This window comes from Streptomyces sp. NPDC057616 (assembly GCF_042800575.1).
Lineage (GTDB): Bacteria > Actinomycetota > Actinomycetes > Streptomycetales > Streptomycetaceae > Streptomyces.
The window spans coordinates 338,431-357,299 of record NZ_JBHVGU010000004.1 but is presented as its reverse complement, the minus strand read 5'-3'; the positions used below and the strand labels follow the sequence as shown (position 1 = coordinate 357,299).

The 18,869-nt window shown below is 72.8% G+C and carries 18 protein-coding genes; 7 read left to right on the top strand and 11 right to left on the bottom strand.

All coding sequences use genetic code 11. The annotated features are described in order from the left end of the window. From ACFU97_RS07035 to ACFU97_RS07020, 4 genes are all read right to left on the bottom strand, one after another. Nucleotides 1–497, bottom strand: a 497-nt coding sequence (locus ACFU97_RS07035) for a PTS sugar transporter subunit IIA (RefSeq protein WP_384251980.1), incomplete at its 3' end; no start/stop codon positions are given. A gap of 646 nt (nucleotides 498–1,143) precedes the next feature. Beyond that, complete coding sequence (gene pfkB / locus ACFU97_RS07030; RefSeq protein ID WP_384251978.1) at nucleotides 1,144–2,091, bottom strand: 1-phosphofructokinase; 948 nt, start codon at nucleotides 2,089–2,091, stop codon at nucleotides 1,144–1,146. Next, entirely contained in the window at nucleotides 2,088–2,849 is a 762-nt protein-coding gene (locus tag ACFU97_RS07025; protein WP_384251976.1) for a DeoR/GlpR family DNA-binding transcription regulator, read from the bottom strand. Before ACFU97_RS07025 ends, pfkB begins: the two co-directional genes overlap by 4 nt. 175 nt (nucleotides 2,850–3,024) lie before the next feature. Continuing rightward, a complete protein-coding gene (locus ACFU97_RS07020) occupies nucleotides 3,025–4,557 on the bottom strand; it encodes an MFS transporter (protein WP_384251975.1) in 1,533 nt (510 codons plus the stop codon). 94 nt (nucleotides 4,558–4,651) lie between these two features. Here ACFU97_RS07020 and ACFU97_RS07015 point away from each other — a divergent pair, with 94 nt between their 5' ends. Continuing rightward, nucleotides 4,652–5,617: a helix-turn-helix transcriptional regulator gene (locus tag ACFU97_RS07015; protein ID WP_384251973.1), complete on the top strand. Its 966-nt coding sequence runs from the start codon at nucleotides 4,652–4,654 to the stop codon at nucleotides 5,615–5,617. A 53-nt stretch (nucleotides 5,618–5,670) separates the two neighbouring features. Here ACFU97_RS07015 and ACFU97_RS07010 read toward each other — a convergent pair whose 3' ends face one another. Together ACFU97_RS07010 and ACFU97_RS07005 are read right to left on the bottom strand one after the other, a co-directional pair. Then, nucleotides 5,671–6,372, bottom strand: coding sequence for a TetR/AcrR family transcriptional regulator (locus ACFU97_RS07010; RefSeq protein ID WP_384251970.1), 702 nt, complete (start codon nucleotides 6,370–6,372; stop codon nucleotides 5,671–5,673). Between the two features lie 445 nt (nucleotides 6,373–6,817). Continuing rightward, nucleotides 6,818–7,813: an RNA polymerase sigma factor RpoD/SigA gene (locus ACFU97_RS07005; protein WP_384251968.1), complete on the bottom strand. Its 996-nt coding sequence runs from the start codon at nucleotides 7,811–7,813 to the stop codon at nucleotides 6,818–6,820. 195 nt (nucleotides 7,814–8,008) lie between these two features. Here ACFU97_RS07005 and ACFU97_RS07000 point away from each other — a divergent pair, with 195 nt between their 5' ends. Continuing rightward, on the top strand, nucleotides 8,009–8,527 hold the full coding sequence (locus ACFU97_RS07000; protein ID WP_384251965.1) for a GNAT family N-acetyltransferase: 519 nt from the start codon (nucleotides 8,009–8,011) through the stop codon (nucleotides 8,525–8,527). A 42-nt stretch (nucleotides 8,528–8,569) separates the two neighbouring features. On the opposite strand, the gene ACFU97_RS06995 is transcribed toward ACFU97_RS07000, so the two are convergent. Then, on the bottom strand, nucleotides 8,570–9,361 hold the full coding sequence (locus ACFU97_RS06995; protein WP_384251963.1) for a dioxygenase: 792 nt from the start codon (nucleotides 9,359–9,361) through the stop codon (nucleotides 8,570–8,572). Nucleotides 9,362–9,467: 106 nt separating this feature from the next. Here ACFU97_RS06995 and ACFU97_RS06990 point away from each other — a divergent pair, with 106 nt between their 5' ends. Then, nucleotides 9,468–9,998, top strand: coding sequence for a MarR family winged helix-turn-helix transcriptional regulator (locus ACFU97_RS06990; protein WP_384251961.1), 531 nt, complete (start codon nucleotides 9,468–9,470; stop codon nucleotides 9,996–9,998). 107 nt (nucleotides 9,999–10,105) lie between these two features. Here ACFU97_RS06990 and ACFU97_RS06985 read toward each other — a convergent pair whose 3' ends face one another. Next, nucleotides 10,106–11,647: an MFS transporter gene (locus ACFU97_RS06985; protein WP_384251958.1), complete on the bottom strand. Its 1,542-nt coding sequence runs from the start codon at nucleotides 11,645–11,647 to the stop codon at nucleotides 10,106–10,108. Nucleotides 11,648–11,759: 112 nt separating this feature from the next. Next, nucleotides 11,760–12,413: a TetR/AcrR family transcriptional regulator gene (locus ACFU97_RS06980; protein WP_384251956.1), complete on the bottom strand. Its 654-nt coding sequence runs from the start codon at nucleotides 12,411–12,413 to the stop codon at nucleotides 11,760–11,762. A gap of 291 nt (nucleotides 12,414–12,704) precedes the next feature. Here ACFU97_RS06980 and ACFU97_RS06975 point away from each other — a divergent pair, with 291 nt between their 5' ends. Beyond that, nucleotides 12,705–13,979 carry a M6 family metalloprotease domain-containing protein gene (locus ACFU97_RS06975; RefSeq protein WP_384251954.1) on the top strand — a complete coding sequence of 425 codons (1,275 nt, stop codon included), beginning with the start codon at nucleotides 12,705–12,707 and terminating at the stop codon, nucleotides 13,977–13,979. A 57-nt stretch (nucleotides 13,980–14,036) separates the two neighbouring features. Further along, entirely contained in the window at nucleotides 14,037–15,770 is a 1,734-nt protein-coding gene (locus ACFU97_RS06970; protein ID WP_384251951.1) for an IclR family transcriptional regulator C-terminal domain-containing protein, read from the top strand. A gap of 13 nt (nucleotides 15,771–15,783) precedes the next feature. Here ACFU97_RS06970 and ACFU97_RS06965 read toward each other — a convergent pair whose 3' ends face one another. Continuing rightward, nucleotides 15,784–16,446 (bottom strand): ScbR family autoregulator-binding transcription factor, encoded by a 663-nt coding sequence (locus tag ACFU97_RS06965; RefSeq protein ID WP_384251950.1) that lies wholly within the window; start codon nucleotides 16,444–16,446, stop codon nucleotides 15,784–15,786. Between the two features lie 115 nt (nucleotides 16,447–16,561). On the opposite strand from ACFU97_RS06965, the gene ACFU97_RS06960 reads away from it, so the two are divergent. Then, nucleotides 16,562–17,593, top strand: coding sequence for a ScbA/BarX family gamma-butyrolactone biosynthesis protein (locus ACFU97_RS06960; RefSeq protein WP_384251948.1), 1,032 nt, complete (start codon nucleotides 16,562–16,564; stop codon nucleotides 17,591–17,593). Here the strand turns inward: ACFU97_RS06960 and ACFU97_RS06955 are convergent. Further along, nucleotides 17,563–18,129 (bottom strand): TetR family transcriptional regulator, encoded by a 567-nt coding sequence (locus tag ACFU97_RS06955; protein ID WP_384251946.1) that lies wholly within the window; start codon nucleotides 18,127–18,129, stop codon nucleotides 17,563–17,565. The genes ACFU97_RS06960 and ACFU97_RS06955 overlap by 31 nt on opposite strands. A gap of 118 nt (nucleotides 18,130–18,247) precedes the next feature. On the opposite strand from ACFU97_RS06955, the gene ACFU97_RS06950 reads away from it, so the two are divergent. Then, complete coding sequence (locus ACFU97_RS06950; RefSeq protein WP_384251944.1) at nucleotides 18,248–18,856, top strand: hypothetical protein; 609 nt, start codon at nucleotides 18,248–18,250, stop codon at nucleotides 18,854–18,856. Nucleotides 18,857–18,869 lie beyond the last annotated feature (13 nt).

Here is an 18,869-nt window from a genome sequence, read left to right as displayed (position 1 = left end):
GAGGAGGCCGCCTCCGAAACCGCAGCGGAGTCTGCGGAGCCGGCCGCCGCCGGGGCCTCGTCGCCGCGGATCAGCGCGGCGGCGGCGGCCGGGTCGTCCACCGCGCGCAGGGCGTCGGTGAACTCGGCGTTCATCAGCTGGCGGGCCATCGACGACAGGATCGTCAGATGGGCGTCGTCGGCACCGGCGGGCGCGGCGATCAGGAAGATCAGGTCGGCGGGGCCGTCCGCGGCACCGAAGTCGATGCCGGCGGCGCTGCGCCCGAAGGCGAGCGTTGGCTCGGTGACGTGCTCGCTGCGGCAGTGCGGGATGCCGATGCCGCCGTCCAGGCCGGTGGGCATCTGCGCCTCACGGGCGGCGACGTCGGCGAGGAAGCCGTCCAGGTCGGTCACCCGGCCCAGGGCCACCATGCGCTCGGCGAGGGCGCGCGCCGCCGCTTGTTTGGTGTCGGCGGACAGGTCGAGGTCGACCAGGTCCGCGGTGATCATGTCACTCATCGCGGGCTCCTTAGCACGCGTATCGCCCGGCCGGTCGGGTGGGCGGGGACGGGGACGGGGGTGCAGCGGGGGGTTCGGTGGGTGGCCGCGTCGCGACCGGTGGGGAGGGACTCCGGGCGCGGGGAGAGCGCGTCGGAGCCGGTGGGGCGAGACTCCGGGCGCGGGGAGAGCGCGTCGAAGACGGTGGGGAGGCGTGCCGCGCATGCGGTGGGCGCGGGGCCCGTACGAGAGAGAGGCACCGCGCTCGGGATGGGCGCGGGGCCCGTACGGGGGTCGGCACCTTGCCGTCCGGCAGCGGGACCGCCAGCGGGGAGCAGCGTCGCGCGCGGGGTGGGCGCGGCCGGGCCGACGGGGAGAGGCGCCGGGCGCGGGGAAAGCGCGCCGAAGCCAGCGGGGAGGCGTGCCGCGCATGCGGTGGGAGCGAAGCCCGTACGAAGGTCGGCACCACGCCGCCCGGCAACGCGACGGCCGGCGAGGCAACTCGTCGCGCGCGGGGTGAGCGCGGCGGGGCCGACAAGCACGGGCTCCGGGCGCAGAGAGGGCGCGGCGGGGCCCACGGGCAGGGGCTTCGGGCGCCGGGAGGGCGCGGCGGGGCCCACGGCAAGGGGGATCGCGCCAGGCGCGGACGTGGAGTGGGTGCGGCTGGTCATGACACCGGCTCCTCCAGTACGCGGTCGATGGGCACGTCGGACGTGACCGTCACCGCCGCGGGGTCCAGGTCGGCCGGGGTCGGCATCACGCTGCCCGGCAGCTGGACGGCCGCCGCGCCGTGCGCCACCGCGGAGGCGAGGGCCTCCGGGCCGCTGCCGCCCGCGATCAGGAAGCCGGCCAGCGAGGAGTCGCCGGCGCCGACGTTGCTGCGGACGGCGTCCACGCGCGCGGTGCCGAACCAGGCACCGGCGTCGTCCACGAGCAGTTGCCCGTCGGCACCCAGGCTGGCGAGGACGGCGCGCGCGCCCATCTCCCGCAGCTCCTCGGCCGCCTTCACCGCGTCGCCCACGGTGAACAGGGGCCGCCCGACGGCCTCCGCGAGCTCCTCGGCGTTGGGCTTCACCACGTCGGGCCGCTCGCGCAGCGCCTCCTTGAGTGCGGGCCCGGAGGCGTCCAGCGCGATCCGGACACCCGCGGAGTGCGCCCGCGCGACCAGGTCGGCGTACCAGGCCGGGGCGAGCCCGCGCGGCAGACTGCCGCAGCAGGCGATCCAGTCCGCGCCGCGGGACTGGGCGCGCACCGTCTCCAGCAGCAGCTCCTGCTCCTCGGCGGACAGCTCGGGACCCGGCGCGTTGATCTTCGTCAGGACGCCGTCGGCCTCCGCGAGCGCGATGTTGGAGCGGGTCGCCCCATCGATCGGCACCGGCGCGACCTCGATGCCCTGCGCGTCGAGCAGGTCGGCCACCAGCGCACCCGGCGCGCCGCCCAGCGGCAGGACCGCGACCGTGCGCCGCCCGGCGGCCGTGACGGCCCGCGAGACGTTGACGCCCTTGCCTCCGGGGTCCACCCGCTCGCCGGTGGCGCGGACGACCTCGCCGCGCTCCAGCGAGGGGACCTCGTACGTACGGTCCAGGGACGGGTTGGGGGTGACGGTGAGGATCATGCGCGCACTACTTCCGTGCCGCCGCGCTCGATGGCGGTGGCGTCTTCCGGGCTCAGCCCGCTGTCGGTGATCAGCAGGTCCACGTCGCTCAGGTCGCCGAAGCGGGCGAAGTGCTCCTGGCCGTGCTTGGAGGAGTCGGCGAGCAGCACGACGCGGCGGGCCGCGGCGACCGCCGCGCGCTTCACCGCGGCCTCGGCGAGGTCGGGGGTGGTCAGGCCGTGGTCGGCGGAGTAGCCGTTGGCCGCCACGAACAGCACGTCCGCCCGGATCTCGCCGTAGGCCCGTAGCGCCCAGGCGTCCACGGCGGCGCGCGTGCGGTGCCGTACCCGGCCGCCGACGAGGTGGAGCTGGATGCCGGGGTGGTCCGCGAGGCGGGCCGCGATGGGCAGGCTGTGGGTGACGACGGTGAGCGAGGACTCCAGCGGGATGGCGGCCGCCAGGCGCGCCACGGTCGTGCCCGCGTCGAGGATCATCGTGCCCTCGACGGGCAGCTCCGCGACGGCGGCCTTGGCGATCCGGTCCTTCTCGTCCGCCGCCGTGCCCTCGCGCTCGGCGAGGTCCGGCTCGAAGTCGAGCCGCCCGACCGGTATGGCGCCGCCGTGCACCCTGCGGACGAGTCCCGCGCGGTCGAGGGCCTTCAGGTCCCGGCGGATCGTCTCCGCGGTCACCTGGAACTCCTCGGCCAGCGACACCACGTCCACCCTGCCGCCGTCACGGGCGAGCCGGAGGATCTCCTGCTGCCGCTCCGGTGCGTACATGTCCGTTCGCCTCCGACCTGTGCCCGAATTTGTGGTTTCACCGGGAGAGTACGCCCGCATTTCCGAGAAGTAAACGGGTTCGGACACGATGCAGACACAACCGGGCATCTGTAAGGCGGCACGCAAAAGGGCCCGCCTCCCGTGCGACACACGGGAGGCGGGCCACAGCCCCTGCTCAGCCCACCAGTTCGGGCTCCCCGGCGCGCTCGGCGGACCCGGCGGCCGGGACGTCGGGAGCGTGCCCGTCCTCCGCCTGCTGCGCCGGCCGCTTCGGCAGGGCGAACATCAAAAGGAAGATCGCGCCCATGACGCCCGCGACCCAGCCCAGCGCGTGCTGGAAGGCGTTCACGAAGGCCGGCCCCACCTGGACGGGCGTCAGGCGGTCGCCGATCTCGCCGAAGAACACCACCGAGACGAGCCCGAGTCCGAGCGCGTTGCCCATCTGCTGCACGGTGTTGATGAGCCCCGACGCAGACCCGGCGTGCTCGCGCGGCACCTCCGAGAGCACCGCGTCCGTCAGCGGCGCGACGATCAGGCCCATGCCGACGCCCATCACGACCAGCGGCAGCGCCATCTGCCAGGAGGCGATCGAGGTGCCGTAGCGGCCGGACTCCCAGATGTAGAGCAGGACGCCCGCGGCCATCAGCAGCGCGCCGGCCTGGAGGACCCGGCGGCCGAAGCGCGGCACCAGCTGCTGCACGGACAGGCCCGCCGCCGTGGAGACCGCGATCGAGAACGGCACCCCGGTCAGCCCCGCCCGCAGCGGGCTCCAGCCCAGGCCGATCTGCATGTACAGCGTCCACACCAGGAAGAACACGCCGAGCGCGACCCCGAAGACGGTCTGGACGGCGATGCCGGCCGCGAAGCTCTTCACCCGGAACAGCGAGAGCTCGACCAGCGGCGAGCCGTCCCGGACCGCCTTGCGCCGCTCGTACATCACCAGCGCCGCGAAGACGACGAGCGCGCCGGCCATCGAGACGTGCCCCCACAGCGGCCAGCCCAGCTCACGGCCGCGGGTCAGCGGGTAGAGCAGCATCGTCAGGCCGAGGGTGACCAGCGCGACGCCGACCAGGTCCAGCTTGAGCGCCCGCGGCGCCTTGGACTCGGTGATGTAGCGGCTGCCCAGGAAGAGGGCCGCGATCCCGACCGGAAGGTTGATGAGGAAGATCGGCCGCCACTCCAGGCCGAACAGGTTCCACTCCGTCAGCAGCGCGCCGAGCAGCGGACCCGAGACGGCCCCCAGCCCCACGATCGCGCCGAACAGGCCGAACACCTTGCCCCGTTCGTGCGCCGGGAAGGTGGCGTGCACGATCGACAGGACCTGCGGCACCATCATCGCGGCCATCGCGCCCTGCAGGATGCGGGAGGCGACCAGCATCTCCGGGTTCGCGGCGAAGCCGCACAGCGCCGACGCGAGCGTGAAGCCGCCGATCCCTATGAGGAAGAGCCGCTTGCGGCCGTGGATGTCGCCGAGCCGTCCACCGGTGATCAGACCGGCGGCGAAGGCGAGGGCGTAGCCGGCGGTGATCCACTGGATCTGGCTGACGGACGCCCTGGCGTCGCGCTGGATGGACGGGATCGCGATGTTGACGATCGTGACGTCGACCAGGTCCATGAAGGCCGCGGTCATCACGATGGCGAGGGCGAACCAGCGGCGGCGGTCCGTCGTGCCGGCGGAGCCGGCCCCAAGGGTTTCGGTGGAGGTCATGCATTCAAGGTAGAACCCCAGTAGGACAGGTCATGTCCTAGTGGACAGGCATCCTCGAACGCGACACGGCAGAGATGACGACGGAGGAGAACCCATGACGACCGACACCCCGGCCCGGCTCCTCCAGCTCCTCTCCCTGCTCCAGACCCCGCGCGAATGGCCCGGCGGCGAGCTCGCCGACCGGCTCGGGGTGTCCCGGCGCACCGTGCGGCGCGACATCGACCGGCTGCGCGAGCTGGGCTATCCGGTGCAGGCGGCGATGGGTTCCGACGGCGGCTACCGGCTGGTCGCGGGCAAGGCGATGCCTCCGCTCGTGCTCGACGACGAGGAGGCGGTGGCGATCGCGGTCGGGCTGCGGGCGGGCGCCGGGCACGCCCTGGAGGGCGTGGACGAGGCGTCCGTACGGGCCCTGGCCAAGCTGGAACAGGTGCTGCCCTCGCGCCTGCGCCACCGCGTGTCCACCCTCCAGGCCGCGACCACACCGCTGACCAGCGGGGACGGCGCGAGCATCGCGCCGGAGACGCTGACCGTGATGGCGTCCACGGTCGCCGGCCGGGAGCGGCTGCGGTTCGCCTACCGCGCCGGCGACGGCAGCGAGTCGCGGCGGCTGACCGAGCCCCACCGCCTCGTCTCGACCGGGCGCCGCTGGTACCTCGTCGCCTACGACCTCGACCGCGCCGACTGGCGCACCTTCCGCGTCGACCGGGTGAGCGAGCCGTTCGCGACCGGCGCGCGGTTCGCCCCGCGGGAGCTGCCGAGCGGCGACGCGGCGGAGTACCTGCGGCGCTCGATGCAGCGCCACCAGGAGTCGTACGACTTCGAGGTGACGTTCGCGGCGAGCGCGGAGGCGGTCGCGGCCAAGGTCCCGTCGTGGCTGGGCGTGCCGGAACCGCTGGAGGACGGCAGCTGCCGCCTGCGCGGCCGTAGCGGCGACGCGGTGGAGTGGCTGGCGGCCCGGCTCGCCCTGCTGGGCTTCGGCTTCACGGTCCGTCAGCCGGCGCAACTGGTCGCGTGCGTGCGGGAGTTGGGCGAGCGCCTGACCCGGGCGGCGGGCGGGTGAGCCCACCCGCACGGCACCCGGCGGCGCCGGACGACCCCGGCACCCGGCCCGCCCTACTCCCCCACCAACTCCGTCCACGGAAACTCCCGCAGCGCCGCCAGATTGCGCAGCGCCAGGGTCGCCGGGCCCTGCGGTCCGGTCGCCGGGGACGTGCCGGCCGCCCAGGTCTCGACGGCCACGCGGACGGCGGCGCCGGCGACGGCCGCGGCGAACCGCAGCGGGGAGGAGGCACCGGCCGGCTCCTCGCCAACGTTGTCGGGCCTCTCCCGCGCGACCCGCTCCGTCAGCGCCTCGGCCAGCTCGGCCTCCGCGTCGTGGCAGACCTCCGCCCACACCTTGCCCAGCGCGGGGCTGGTGTCGGTCAGGCGGATCAGGGTGCGGACCAGCTCCCAGGAGGCGGCGGAGACCCCCGCGCCCGGCGTCAGGGTGTGCCGCGCCGCGTGCTCCAGGACCTGCGGGAGAGGCAGCCCGTGCGGGGCCGCGGCGACCGCCTCCGTCCAGCGCCGGGCGCCCGCCGCGTAGAGGGGCGCGATGGCCTCCTCCTTCGATGCGAAGTACCGGTAGAAGGTGCGCGGGGCGATCCCGGCGGCCTGCGCGATGTCCTCGGCGCGGGTGGCGCGCAGCCCCCGTCGGACGAACAGTCCCGCGGCCGCCCGGGCGATCTCCATCCGGGTCGCGGCCTTGCGCCGCTCGGTGAGGGAGGTCTGCGCCGCCGAGGCGGCACGGGAGTTCGGTGCGGGGGTGGGGCTGCTCACACCGGCAGGCTATGCCGCTGTGGCACAATCTGCCATCCGGCGGGCCACCCCGGGGTTCAGGTCCGGGGTGCCCCGCCCACCAGCATGCCCGCACCCTCGGCAGCCCGCACGACCGGCATCCCGCACGACCGGCATCCCGCACGACCGGCATCCCGCACGACCGGCTCCCGCACGAAAGAAGCCGGGCTTCGGCACCCGGGGGGAAGGCGCCGAAGCCCGGCTCTGGGAACGTCCCGGCGCCGGGGGGGGTTGTGCGTCGGGACGTGGTTCAGGGGGTGGTTCCGGGCCGAACTCCTGTGCCCAGAAGTCTTTTTCCCTTGGTTACTACACTTGAAGCGGCGTTACATAGCCATGTTTGCGCGGTCTTCCGCCACCGGGCGTGCGCGGCGCCGGGCGCTGTACGCCGTCCGGCGCTCCGAAAGCCGCACGCGCCCGGGGGACGGGCTCAGGCCACCGCTTCGAAGCCGGTGTCGCGCGCCAGCTTCTTCAGCTCCAGCAGAGCGTGCTTCTCGATCTGGCGGATCCGCTCACGGGTGAGGCCGTGCTCCTTGCCGACCTCCGTCAGCGTGCGCTCGCGGCCGTCGTCGATGCCGTAGCGCATCTTGATGATGGAGGCCGTGCGCGGGTCGAGGCGGCCGATGAGGTGGTCGAGCTCCTCGCTGCGCAGCAGCGTCAGCACGGACTGCTCGGGCGAGACCGCCGAGCTGTCCTCGAGCAGGTCGCCGAACTGGGTCTCGCCCTCGTCGTCGACCGGCATGTTGAGCGATACCGGGTCGCGGGCCCAGTCCAGGACGTCGGTCACCCGGTCCGCGTTGGAACCGAGCTCGGCGGCGATCTCCGCGTGCTCCGGGTCGCGGCCGTGCTCGCGGTTGAACTCCCGCTGCACACGGCGGATCCGGCCCAGCTCCTCCACCAGGTGGACGGGCAGGCGGATGGTGCGCGACTGGTCCGCTATCGAGCGGGTGATGGCCTGACGGATCCACCACGTCGCGTACGTGGAGAACTTGAAGCCCTTGCGGTAGTCGAACTTCTCGACCGCGCGCACCAGGCCGGCGTTGCCCTCCTGGATCAGGTCGAGCAGGGGCAGGCCGCTACGGGGGTAACGGCGGGCCACGGCCACGACCAGACGGAGGTTCGAGCGGATGAAGATGTCCTTGGCCCGCTCCCCTTCGGCGACCAGGGCCTCGAGCTCCTCGCGGGTGGCTTCGGCCTTGGACTCCTCGAACCCGTCGAGAACCTGTCGCGCGAACACACCCGCCTCGATGACCTGGGACAGCTCGACCTCCTTGGCGGCGTCGAGCAGCGGCGTGCGCGCGATCTCGTCGAGATACATCCCGACCAGGTCACGGTCGGCGATCTCGCCGGCGCGGGCGCGAACACTGCTTGCCGCGCCAGTCTCGCCGGTGGCGGACTGACGACGGGCGACGGCACGGGTTGCCATGCGTGCTCCCTTGCGATGGTGGGCTGGCGGGTGGTCCTTCGGACGCCGGGCACTCGCCGTCGAGTACCTCCAAGCACCTTTCTCGGGTGCCCTGCTTCCGTAGGAAACAACGACTGGAATCCGGACAGAATTCCCAACCAGGCCCCTCATTTTTCTGATCATGCAGTACCCTGTCCGGCCACAGGAGGAGGCCCGGTGGCGTCGAAGCGTTCAGAGGTGCAGGTCAGACCGGGAGTCGAGGCAGACCTCGAGGCCCTCACCGACATCTACAACCACTACGTGCGTGAGACGCCCATCACTTTCGACACCGCCGTTTTCACTTCCGAGGAGCGCCGCCCGTGGCTGCTCTCCCACCCTGAAGACGGCCCGTACCGCCTGATGGTTGCCACGGACGGTGACACACAGGAAATTCTGGGCTACGCCACATCCAGCCCTTATCGCACCAAGGCGGCCTACCGGACCTCGGTGGAGGTCACCGTCTACCTCGCCCCGCACGCGGGCCGCCGCGGCATCGGCACGCGGCTCTACGAAGCGCTCTTCGAAGCCCTCGGCACCGAGGACCTGCACCGCGCCTACGCGGGCATCGCACAGCCCAACGAAGCGTCCACGCGGCTGCACGAACGCTTCGGATTCCGCCATCTCGGCACCCACCGGGAGGTGGGCCGCAAGTTCGGGCGGTACTGGGACGTGGCCTGGTACGAGAAGGAGCTCTAGGACCGGAAAGGACCAGCAGGGCCGTCAGGCCCGGACGCGGTCTCAGCCGAACTGCACCGACCGCTTCGCGAGCCCCATCCAGAACCCGTCGATCACCGACCTCTGCGCGCCCAGCTCCCCGGCGGCGTCCGCGGCGCCCATCGTCACGAAGAGCGGGGCGAAGTGCTCGGTGCGCGGGTGGGCGAGCCGGCCGGCCGGCGACTTGTGCAGGAAGTCGAGCAGCGCGTCCACGTCACCGTCGTCGAGCATCCGGTGGCCCCAGTCGTCGAACTCGGCCGACCAGCCCGGCACCCCGGCGCCCACGTGGCGCAGCGCGGCCAGGTTGTGGGTGAAGAAGCCGGAGCCGACGATCAGCACGCCCTCGTCGCGCAGCGGCGCGAGCTTGCGGCCGATCTCCATCAGCCGCACCGGGTCGAGGGTCGGCATGGAGATCTGCAGGACCGGGATGTCGGCGTCCGGGAACATCTCGACGAGCGGGACGTAGGCGCCGTGGTCCAGGCCCCGGTCAGGGATGTCCTGCACGGGCGTTCCAGGGGCGCGCAGCAACTTCCGCACGGACTCGGCGAGTCCGGGCGCGCCCGGCGCTCCGTACGTCACCCGGTAGTAGTGCTCGGGGAAGCCCCAGAAGTCGTAGACGAGCGGGACCGTCTCCACCGCGCCCAGGGCGAGGGGGGCCTCCTCCCAGTGGGCGGAGACCATCAGGATCGCCTTGGGGCGGGGCAGTCCGGCGGACCACGCGGCGAGCTCGCCGGGCCACACCGGGTCGTCCGCGAGCGGTGGGGCGCCGTGACTGAGGTAGAGGGCGGGCATGCGCTCCTGAGTGGCGGCGGACATGACGGCGACTCCCTCCGGGACAGTTGCTTGAACTCTAAAACTTTCTACGGCAGAGCCTACGCTCCGTTTGTTTAAGTTTCAAGGAGAGGCTGGTTACAGTGGATGCATGAACACGGCACCCGCATCCGAGCCGGCCCAGGAAGCGCCCTCCGGCACGTCCCGGTGGCTCACCGACGACGAGCAGCGCATCTGGCGTTCGTACCTGCACGCCACCACGCTCCTCGAGGACCACCTCGACCGCCAGCTGCAGCGGGACGCGGGCATGCCGCACATCTACTACGGGCTGCTGGTCGGGCTCGCCGAGGCCCCGGAGCGGCGGCTGCGGATGACCGAGCTGGCGATGAAGTCGAAGATCACCCGCTCCCGGCTCTCGCACGCGATCGCGCGTCTGGAGAAGAACGGCTGGGTGCGGCGCGAGGACTGCCCCTCCGACAAGCGGGGCCAGTTCGCGGTGCTGACCGATGCGGGCGCCGAGGTGCTGGCCCGCACCGCGCCGGGCCATGTGGCGGCCGTACGGCAGGCGGTGTTCGAGCGGCTCACCCCCGAACAGCTGAGAACCCTCGGCGAGATCATGCAGATCGTCGCCGAGGGTCTCCAGCCCGGTGATGCGGGCGCAGATCTGCCCTGGCTCCGCTGAGCCGCTCACTCAGCAGACCAGGGCAGATCCTGGGGGCCGTACGCGGGAGGCGTCCCCTTCCTCTCGCGTACGGGTGGTTCCGAAGGGGTACGGCCGACCGGCCTGGGTCAGTGGGCGACCACCGGGACGGCCAGCTCGTCCTCGATCTCGTCCGTCGAACCGGTCACCGTGCTCGAACCCGGGGTGCCGGCGTTGACCAGCGTCAGGACGATCGCGGCGGCGAGCACCAGCATGCCGACGGCGATCCAGATCGCGTTGGTGTAGCCGTGCACCGCGCCCTGCATCTGGATCAGCTGCGCCTGCGACTTGGAGGCCGCGCCGGCGATGTGGTCCTTGATGTACGCGGTCGTCGCGGACGCGGCGATCGTGTTCAGCAGAGCGGTACCGATCGCGCCGCCCACCTGCTGCGAGGTGTTGACCATCGCGGAGGCGACACCGGCGTCACGGGGCTCGACGCCCAGGGTGGCCAGCGACATGGCCGGCATGAACGCCGTACCCATGCCGAGACCGAGCAGCAGCATGGCGGGCAGGATCGTCGAGGCGTACGACGAGCCGATCTCCAGCTGCGTCATCAGCAGCATGCCGACGGCAGCGACCAGGAAGCCGGGGCCCATCAGCACCCGGGCCGGGACCCGGGTCATCAGGCGGGCGCCGATCTGGGTCGAGCCGATCATCATGCCCGCGATCATCGGCAGGAAGGCGAAGCCCGTCTTGATCGGCGAGTATCCGTTGATGACCTGCAGGTAGTAGGTCAGGAAGAGGAACGTGCCGAACATCGCGATGATGGCGATACCCAGCGAGAGGTAGATGCCGCCGCGGTTGCGGTCGGTGACCACGCGCAGGGGCAGCAGCGGTGCCTTGACCCGGGACTCGGTGACGACGAACGCCAGCAGGAACACCGCGGAGGCGACGAACAGGCCGATCGTCAGGGAGTCGCCCCAGCCGTCGGACTCGGCGCGGGTGAAGCCGTAGACGAGCGAGACCAGGCCGAGGGTGGAGAGCACGACGCCGGGGATGTCGAGCGGGTTGCGGTTGCGGCCGCCCTCCGGCTCACGGATGACGAAGTACGCGCCGAGCGCGGCGACGATGGCGAACGGGATGTTCACGAAGAACGTCCAGCGCCAGTCCAGGTACTCGGTGAGCACGCCGCCGAGGATGAAGCCGACGGCGCCGCCGCCACCGGCGATCGCACCGTAGATGCCGAACGCCTTGGCGCGCTCCTTGGCGTCCGTGAACATCACGGCGAGCAGGGAGAGCGCGGCGGGCGCGAGCAGGGCGCCGAAGACGCCCTGGAGGGCGCGGGCACCGAACATCATGGCGCCGCTCTGGGCCGCTCCGCCCAGCGCGGAGGCGACGGCGAAGCCGGTCAGGCCGATGACGAAGGCGCGCTTGCGGCCCCACAGGTCGGCGATCCGGCCGCCGAACAGGAGCAGTCCGCCGAACGCGAGGGCGTAGGCCGTGACGACCCACTGCCGGTTGCCGTCCGAGATGCCCAGGTCGGCCTGGGCGGAGGGCAGGGCGATGTTCACGATGGTCGCGTCGAGCACGACCATCAGCTGTGCGAGCGCTATGAAGACGAGCGCTTTCCAGCGATTGGCGTCACCGGTCTGCTCGACCGGTCCGCGAGCCTTTGAGGCTGTATCAGACATGGGGGTACCCACTTCGGGACTTCGGGACGGAAAAAAGGTGTGTTACGGGGACGGCTCGCCTACCGAGACGGCCGGTGAGTTTCGTCAGTGTCGACTCGCTGGGAGTCCTGAACTAATCGGTGCAGGGCCGGCGGAGATCCTCCACGGTGACGGCTGCGCCCGGCAGCACGGACGGGGCCGGAGCCCGCAGTCCGTCCAGGAACAGCTGCAGATGACGGTGGACGAAGCGGTCGTTGACGACGCAGTCGGTGCCGGCCGGGGGCCTGCTGAGCTGCGCCACGACGATCATCAGGTCGCCGACGCCGACGTCCGGGCGTAGCTGGCCGGCCCGCACGGCGCGGTCCATGAGCTCCGCCACGAGCTGCTCGACGCGCTCACGCGCCGCTTCAAGGTCGGGGTGGTTCTGGTCGAAGGTGGTCTGGATCATCGGGCAAAGGGCGCTGATCCGCTCGTCGGCGGCGGTGTGCACGAAGCGCTCCAGTGCCTCGAAGGCGTCCCCGGTCTCCGCGAGCGCGAACTCGGCCGCCTCGGACGTGCGGTCCATGACGGAGCAGACGACCTCGCGGACGAGGGCGTCGCGGTCGGGGAAGTTGCGGTACACCGTGGCGTTGCCGACGCCGGCCCGGCGGGCGATCTCGTCGAGCGGCACGTCGGGGCCGTACTCGGTGAACATCTCGCGGGCGGCGGCGACGATCCGCTCCCGGTTGCGCAGGGCGTCGGCGCGCGGCCGGGTCACCTTCCGCTGCACGGGGGTCGCGGTCTGCACGGCGTACTCCTCGGTTCGGTGGCTGTGGCGATCCGGGGAGACAGTCCCCGTTTCGCTCGTACGCAGGGTTAAACGGGGAAAGGTTCCCCGGTTATTTCCCGACCCGGCAGAGATTTCCTGTGACCTGGGTCACATCTTCGATCCGGGGCCTTCCCACGACCGCGGCTTGCGCGGTCCGCGCCCCGAAACCCACGTTCGGCCCATCCAGCGAGCGCCCGCGCAGCCCCCGAACCAGGGTGATCGAAAGGGCGCAGCCTGAGACCGGCGGCTGCCAGGACGAAGGGCCCGCGCATGCAGCTCAGCCGTCGGATACGGCCCCGCCGCGCGGCCGCCCTCGCGTCCGTGGCCGCCCTGATCCTCGCGGTCGTCACCTCGGCGGGCAGCGGCGGCCTGGCGGCCCGCTCCACGACGGCAGGAGCGGGACCGGTCGCACCGGCCCGCACCGCGAAGCTCGGCCCCTGCATGATCGACGGCGGCCACACCGTCCAGCTCTCGGAGGGCGTCCCGACCGGCACCGGCTACGCCCGCTCCACCGGCACCGTCCACGCCCTGACCCTGATGGTCGACTTCTCCGACGCCCCCGGCCCGGGCAAGGCCCTCGACCGCTTCCACGAGTTCTTCCCCAAGGCCGCGCAGTGGTTCCGCACCGCCTCCTACGGCCGCCTCGACTACCGCCCCGAGACGCCGATCCCGCACTGGCTGCGCATGCCGAAGCCGTTCAAGGCGTACGACATAGAACGCGGCGCCCCCTTCGACGAGGGCTACCGTCAGCTCGTCCAGGACATCGTGAGCGCCGCCGACCCGCGGGTGGACTTCCGCGAGTACGACTTCCTGAACGTGCTGGTGACGCCGAACGCCGGACCGTCCGCCCTGGACACGGTCCTGTCGGTGACCTTCGCGGGCAACGCGGACGCCCCCGTCGCCGACGGCGTCCCCGTCGCCAACGCCTCCTTCGTCTACTCCCGCCAGGACGACGGCTCCGGCAACTACGCCAGGACCGGCTACCGGGTGCTGCCGCACGAGAACGGCCACGTCTTCGGCCTGCCCGACCTCTACACCCAGGAGGGCGGGGGCGCGGTCGGGCACTGGGACATCATGAGCGAGGACTGGGGGGCCGACAACGACCTGCTCGGCTGGCACAAGTGGAAGCTCGGCTGGCTGGACCCGTCCCAGGTCAGCTGCGCGGCCAGCGGCACCACGGAATACACGCTCACCCCTCTGGAGAAGGCCGGCGGCCCGAAGCTGGTCTTCGTCCCCGTCGACTCCCGTACGGTCTACGCCGTCGAGGTGCGCGTCCGCGCGGGCAACGACGAGGCCGTGTGCCGGCCCGGCGTGCTGGTCTACCGGGTCGACTCCCGGGTGGACACCGGCATGGGCCCGGTCAAGGTGTTCGACGCCCGGCGCGACAGCGGCGGCTGCACCCGCAGCCCCAACGTCCAGGCGGAGCTCTCGGACGCCCCCTTCACCCCGGGCGAGACCTTCAAGGACCCCAAGCGGCACATCCGGATCTCGGTCATGGGGGCGCAACGGCCCGGCAGCTACCGCGTGCGGGTGGTGAGAGGGTGAGCGGGCAGGTCCGGCGCATTACCGTGGGCGTGCCCCGACCGCCGTACCGGAGATCAGATGCCCGCCAAGCCCACGACGGACGCCGACGCCGCGTCTTCCGCCGTACCGGCTGACCCGTCGGCGGCAAACCCGTCCGCCGCGCTCCCGGCCGACCCGTCCGCCGCCGTGCCGGCCGAGGCGGTCACGCCCCTGGTCCGCGGGATCGACGTGCTGCTGCGGCTGACCGAGGCGGGCGGGACGCTGAGCCCGAGCGGGCTGGAGCGGGCCACGGGCCTCGCCCGCTCCACCGTCGACCGGATCGCCGCCACCCTCGCCCGCATGGGCTACGTCCGCCTCGACGGCCGGGACGTGGTGCTGGCTCCGCGCCTGATGGAACTGGGCAACGCCTATCTCTCCGCGCTGCGCCTGCCCGCCCTGCTGGACGCGCGCGCCGACGCCCTGGCCGACGCACTCGACGAGTCGGTGTCGCTGGCGGTCGCCGACCACGACGGCATCCGCTTCATCCACCAGGCCACCCGCCGCCGCGCGATGTCCCTCAGCTTCCGCATCGGCGACCTGCTCCCGGCCGAACGCACCGCGCCCGGCCCGCTGTTCGCGACCGAGTGGACGCAGGAGGAGTGGCGGGCCTGGCGGGAGCACCGGGCGACGGACCCGGAGAACCGGGACTTCCCCGCCGTACCGCCCCTCCGGCACGCCTTCGCCGGCGGCGAGTTCGAGCGGCGGGCCGCCGCGGCGGCCGCGGACGGCTGGGCGCTGGACGACCAGCTGATCGAACCGGGGCTGGTCGCCGTGTCGGTGCCGGTACGCGATCCGCACACCGGCCGGATCGCCTGCGCCGCCAACGTGGTGAGCCACACCAGCCGGCACACGGCGGCGGACCTGCGCGACACGCTGCTGCCGCGGCTGCGCGAGGCGGTGCGGGCCATGGAGGACGACCTGCGCGAGGTGCCGCCCGCGCGGCCGGCCGCCGTGCCGACGGGGCTCGCGGCCTGGACCGGGGCGTCGAAGCAGGAACTGGGCCGGGAGTTCGTGGAGTCCCTGGCCCGCGGCCTGACCGTGCTGACGTCGTTCGGCGAGGGGCGCGCCGAACTGACCCTGACGGAGGTCGCGCAGGCGACGGGCCTGGCGCGGGCGACGGCGCGCAGGGCACTGATCACCTACGAGCACCTGGGTCTGGTGCGCACGAGCGGCCGCGTCTTCGAGCCGACCCCGCGCGTCCTCGCGCTCGGCTTCCCGCCCCTGTCCCGTGTCTCCCTGCCCGAGATCGCGGCCCCGCACATGGCCGAACTGGCCGCGCGCGTCCACGAGTCGACCTCGCTGGCGGTGCTGTCGGGAGAGGACATCCAGTACACGGCGCGGGTCGCCACGAGCCGCGTGATGAGCGTGAACATCACCCTCGGCACACGCCTGCCGGCGTACGCGACCTCGATGGGCCGCGTCCTGCTGGCGGACCTGCCCCCTGCGGAGCGGCCCCTCCCGCTCCCCCTCCGCCCGCTGACCCCGCACACCGTGACCGACCCCGGCGCGCTCGCCCGCGTCCTCGACGGCGTACGCGACCGGGGCCACGCCCTCGTCGACGAGGAACTGGAGGAGGGGCTGCGCTCGATCGCGGTCCCGGTCCACGACCGCACGGGCCGCGTGGTCGCAGCCCTCAACGTGGCCCTGCACGTGGCCCGCCGCACCGTCGAGGAGTGCGAGCGGGACATCCTGCCGGAGCTGCGCGCCACGGCGGACCGGATCGAGGGGGACCTGCGGGTGGCGGGGCGCTTCACCCGGGTGCCGGTCTCCTGACCGCTCGCGGCAGCTAGGCCGTCGCCAGCGGCACCACCGCGGCGAGGATCTCCTGCACCCGGTCGGCGATGTCGGCGCGGTCGTCGAGGACCCAGGAGATGTGCTGGGCGCCGAAGAAGGCGGAGACCAGGACGCGGGCCGTGGCCTCGGGCGAGGTGCCGGTGGGGAGGTGGCCCTCGGTCCGGGCCTGGCGCAGCCAGGTGGTGAGGGACTCGGTGTAGCCGAGATAGGGCATGGGCATCTCGGCGCCGATCAGGGAGCGTTCGATCTGGAGGCGGGCGCCCGCCTGGACCATGGTGTCGTCACGGAAGGCGACGGCGGTGCGCTGAAGCAGCTCCGACACCGCCCGCAGCGGCGGCAGTTCGGCCTCCTCCACCTCCTGCCCGATGACGCCGAGGAGGTGGTAGAACTCCTCGGCGACCGCCTGCGCGAGCGCCTCCTTGTTGGCGAAGTGGAAGTAGACCGCGCCCTTGGTCACGCCCGCCAGTTCGGCCACGTCCTGCACGGTCACCGCGGGAAAGCCCTTGGTGGCGAACGCCTTTGCCGCCGCGTCGAGCACCTGCCCGCGGGTGCGTACGGCGCGCTCCTGCTTGAGGCCCGTGTCCCGGTGGCGGGGGGCGGTGTCCCGGGCAGGCCGGGACCTGGAGGCGCTGCGTTCCACGGCCATGGCGTCCATCCTTTGTTCCTTGAAATATACCTTCGGGAATGTATTGTAAGTCGCGGCCCGAAGAGCGGAAGCCTCGTGCCGATGTTGCTTGTCTGCGTGAATGCATTCACTGGGGGTTCAGACCATGCATCAGCCTGCCGTCATACCTGTCGCCACGACCGCTTCCGGCGGCTCGGCCCTGTCCGAGCGGCTGCACCTCAGCTATCTCCAGGCCGTCCCGCGGCACATGGTGCACCGGGCCGCGATCGCCGAGGTGTTCCTCACCGACGCCGTCCGCACCGGCGAGCACAGCTTCCTGGTCGCCGCCCAGTGGCCGCGCGACCACGCCCTCTACTCCCCGGGCAGGGACGGCACCAGCGACCCGCTGCTGTTCATGGAGACGATCCGCCAGGCCCTGGTCTACCTGGCCCACGCCCACTACGACGTCCCGCTCACCCACCGCTTCATCGGCTTCGGCTCGGAGTTCGAGATCACCGACCCCTCCGCCCTGCGCGTCGGCGGCGAGCCCGCGCCCCTGGTCCTGGAGGCCAACTGGATGTGGGTCGGCAACCGCCCGCCGAACCGCTTCGGCATGCGCCTCGAGGTCGTGCTCACCGTCGGCGGCCGCGCCTGCGGCCGCGGCGCGCTGCACGTCGTCGCCGTGGACGACAAGCGGTACGCGATGCTGCGCGGCCGGGGCGCCAAGCCGCGCGGCGCCGCGGTGACCGGCCCGGCGCCCCGCGCGCTCCATCGGGTGCACCCCTCGGCGGTGGGCCGGCTGCGCGCCAAGGACAGCGTGCTGGTGCGCGAACGCACCGAAGGACCCTGGCAGTTGCTCGTCGACGTGGAGCACCCGATCTTCTTCGACCATCCCAGCGACCACGTGCCGCTGATGGTCACCCTGGAGGGCTTCCGCCAGCTCGGCCATCTGGTGCTGCACCCCGGCGGCTCGGGCCCCGGCACCGGGCACACGCTGCTCGGCATGGAGGCCGACTGCCTGGCCTTCGGCGAACTGGACCAGCCCATCGACCTGGTGGTCCGCGAGCACGTCCCGGACCCCGGCACCGGCCGGACCCGCCTCACCCTGGACGCCGTGCAGGGCGGCGTCCCGCTGGCCACCTGCCGCAGCCTGTGGGCCGCCGTGGCTCACCGCGCCGCCGTCCCGTTGCCGGCCTGAGCGCCCTCCCCCGCCGACGCCGCGTCCCACAACTCGAGTACCCGCTCGGCCAGACCTCGCCGCTCCAGATCGGGCGCCGTGCAGTAGGCGCCCACCAGGATCACCGCGGCGAGGTCGGCCAGGGCGGCCGCGGTCGGCTCCTCGCCCAGCGCACGCAGATCCGCCAGCAGCCCGGGAGGTTCCGGTGCCGTCGGCGCCTCGTCCAGCACCAGCCGCAGCGCCGCGTTGAAGCGCACGTCCGACTCCACGCGTGAGGCCAGTTCGCAGCACAGGGCGCGCAGCCGCTCCCGCACGGGCAGGTCCGCGTCCGCGTGCCGGGCGAGGATCCCGGCCGCCACCTCGTCGAGGTGCTCGGTCAGCGCCCGGGCCAGGTGCTCCTTCGAGGCGAAGTGGCCGTACAGCGCGCCCTTGGTCAGTCCGGTGCGCGCGGCCACGTGCTGGAGGTTGGCGCGCGGGTAGCCGTGGCGGACGAACTCGGCCGCGGCGGCGTCGAGGACCAGTTCATGAGTGCGGAGCGAGCGCGCCTGCTTCGCCATCGTGCGTCCCTTCGGTCGTAGCGGGAGGTGGGGCGGGAGGAGGGGGCGGCCAGGTTCCCAAAACAATACCTTCTTGAACGCACTTTTTTGGTGCCGGATCCCGACAAGGAGCAAACACATGCCCTCGACCACCGCTCTGAGCACGGTCGCCGAACACGCCCGGCGCGCCGACGCGGACCGCGCACTGGCCACGGCGGTCGTGGCCGAACTGACCGCCGCCGGTCTGGCCCGCCACTTCGTGCCGCGCCGATGGGGCGGCGAGGAGGGCGAGTTCGCCTCCCTGCTCGACGAGGTGGCGGCCGTCGCCGGGGCCTGCACCTCCGCCGCCTGGGTCGGCATGCTGTGGGCCGCGCACGGGCGCTTCGCCGCCCTGCTGCCCGAGCAGGGGCAGCGCGAGGTGTGGGGCGCCTCGCCCGACGTACGGATCTCGGCGGCGCTGTTGCCGCCGGCCGGACGGGCCGAACCGGTCGCCGGCGGCCGGCGGGTGACGGGGACATGGGGGTGCGTCAGCGGGATCGCCGGCGCGCAGTGGGTGCTCGTGGCGGCCCCGGACGCGCAAGAAGTGCGCGTCTTCGCCGTGCCGGCCGAGGCGGTGGAGGTGGTCGACACCTGGGACGCCACCGGGCTGCGCGGCACCGGCAGTCACACCGCCGTGGTGGGGGGGGTGGGTGTTCCCCCCCCCCCCCACGCCGCGTACGGGGCCTTGGTTGGCCTCGCACTGGCATGAGCGTCCGATCAGC